This is a genomic window from Verrucomicrobiota bacterium, assembly GCA_016871675.1.
GTDB lineage: Bacteria > Verrucomicrobiota > Verrucomicrobiia > Limisphaerales > VHCN01 > VHCN01.
Map to the genome: position 1 here is coordinate 1 of VHCN01000141.1, position 2,336 is coordinate 2,336.

General features: G+C 65.2%; 2 protein-coding genes. Both read right to left on the reverse strand.

The window, feature by feature from the left end; translation table 11 throughout:
• Positions 1–218: 218 nt before the first annotated feature.
• The gene (gene pyk / locus FJ386_15440; GenBank protein MBM3878080.1) at positions 219–1,622 is read right to left on the reverse strand and encodes a pyruvate kinase; all 1,404 of its coding nucleotides are present in this window, start codon (positions 1,620–1,622) and stop codon (positions 219–221) included.
• 151 nt (positions 1,623–1,773) lie between these two features.
• On the reverse strand, positions 1,774–2,070 hold the full coding sequence (locus tag FJ386_15445; GenBank protein MBM3878081.1) for a hypothetical protein: 297 nt from the start codon (positions 2,068–2,070) through the stop codon (positions 1,774–1,776).
• Positions 2,071–2,336: the final 266 nt, after the last annotated feature.

The following is a 2,336-nucleotide window of genomic DNA, read 5'->3' on the forward strand; positions in this document are numbered from 1 at the left end:
TGGCGGTCGCGTGAACGCGAACCAGGTCATCGCCAACGTCGTTTACAAGTTCTAGGCTGACTTTACAGCCTCCCCAAACCCCTCCCGCGAAAAGCGGGAGGGGTTTTTTGTTGCCCGGATTCCCCGCTCATCCCCTCCAGGGTGGCAATCAAGACTCGGGAGACGCTTGAACCATGCTGCGCTGAAACCGGAAGAATCCTGAAACCGACTGCCTCCCGCTACACCGTCCGCATCTGCACCGCGTCGACCAACGCCTCCCCCGCGGCGATCGTGCTGATGATCACCGCCGTCTGCCCCGGCTTGAGCAAGCCGCGCGAGACCAGCAAGGCGAGCGCGTCCGCGATGGTCTTTTCCGGATCCGAGTGATCGAACGGAGCCACGACCGGCGTCACGCCCCGGCTCAGTGCGTGCGAATCCGCGAGCGCCTGAAACTCGCACACCGCGAAGATCGGTGAATACCGCGGACGCATCCACGCCGTGTAGCGCGCCATCCGCCCGCGCCGCGTGAACACGACGATCGCATCCGCCCGCAGCTCGTCCGCCATCACCACCGCGCTCCTCACCAGCTTCTGCCGCGCGCTCGTCAACTCGGCCTTCTCGTGATAGTTCGCGCCCCCGCTGCGCTCGATCCGCTGCGCGATGCGGTCGAACACGCCGATGCACTCCAGCGGATACTTCCCGATCGTCGTCTCGCCACTCAGCATGATCGCATCCGCCTGCTCGAAGACGGCGTTCGCCACGTCGGTGATCTCCGCGCGCGTCGGCATCGGGCTGGCGATCATGCTCTCGAGCATGTGCGTCGCCACGATCACCGGCCGGCCCGCGCGCAGGCACGTCTTCACGATCCGCCGCTGCACGATGGGCAGCTCCTCGTAGGGAATCTCGATGCCAAGGTCGCCGCGCGCCACCATCACCCCGTCGGCGACGAGCACGATGTCCTCCAGGTTCTTCACCGCCTGCTGGTCCTCGATCTTGGCGACAATCAGCGGCCGGTGCTTCCATCGCTCAAGGAATGAGACGAGCTGCAGGATGTCGCGCGACTCGCGCACGAACGAAAGCGCGATGAAATCCACGCCGGCATCCATCCCGCACTCGATGTCGGCCAGGTCCTTCGCCGTGAGCGCGGGCAGGCTGACCTTCACGCCGGGGAGGTTGATGTGACGGCGGCTGCCGAGTGTGCCGGGCGTGAGCACCTCGCATTCGACCTTGTTCTCGTGCTTCGCCAGCACCTTCATCCGGATGGCGCCGTTGTCGAGCAACACCACGTCGCCAACGGAGATGTCGCTGACGAAGTGTTCGTAGTTTACGTCCACGCTGTGCTCCTCCTCGCTCTTCTCGCCGCGGACGGTGAGCGTGAACTTCTGCCCCGGCTGCAAGTCGAGCGGCACGAGAAGGTCGCCCGTCCGGATCGCCGGACCCTGCGTGTCGATCATCACGCCAACCGAGACGCCCCGGGCGCGCGACGCGGCGCGGATGTCCGCGACCACGCGGCGGACCCAATCGTGCGACGCATGGCTCATGTTGAGCCGCGCCACGTTCATGCCGGCGTCGATGAGCGCGCCGATTGTCTCCGCAGAATCCGTGGCGGGGCCAAGCGTGGCGACGATCTTGGTCTTGCGCATTCCGGGACCGGAGCGTGGAGCAGGACTTCTCCGAAGGAAAGCACGGAACCCGTGTCAGCCGCAGAGGCAGGCATCCTGCGGCCCGTCGCCGCCGCCGCGTTGAGAATCGCGGCCGCGCGCCCGTGAGGAAAGCCCGGACCAACTCCCGTTCCTACTTGTCCTTCAACTTCTCACCCGCGCCCGGGACGTTTTCCCAAAGCACCTTGTCGCCATCGAATGCCGCGGCGAACTCGGTGCCGTTCTCGTTCGAAGACTTCGCGGACACGCGCCCGGCAGCCTTGCCCGTAAAGACGACTTTGCCTTTCCACGTCACGGTCACGTCACCGTTGCGGTTGGACACGCTGATGCCGGACGAGGCGCGCTTTTCGATCTTCTGCTGCGCCACGGCGGTTGGCGCGGCGGGCGCAAGCAGGAGGGCGGTGACCGTGGCAAGTGCGAGAGATTTCATTGGAGTCCTCATGGAGTTGTGGTTTGGATGCTTCAGGAGATTCAACGCCGTCCACTGCCGGAAGGTTCGGTCCAATTCAGCGCATCGGTCATCGGGTGCCCTCGATCGCGGCGGCGACGAGTTCCAGCGGTTGCGCGGGAAACAATCCAAGCCAGAGCAGCCCGGCGACGCACACGATCAACAGACACCGCATCACGGGCGAAACGTCCATCGCCGAAACATCCGCATCCGGCTTCGACCACCAGATCGCGCGCACCACGCCGAAG

What these genes read in the sequence shown, in the direction of transcription:
- pyk (MBM3878080.1), bottom strand. Translation starts at nt 1,622, where the DNA reads ATGCGCAAGACCAAGATCGTCGCCACGCTTGGCCCCGCCACGGATTCT.
- FJ386_15445 (MBM3878081.1), bottom strand. Translation starts at nt 2,070, where the DNA reads ATGAAATCTCTCGCACTTGCCACGGTCACCGCCCTCCTGCTTGCGCCC.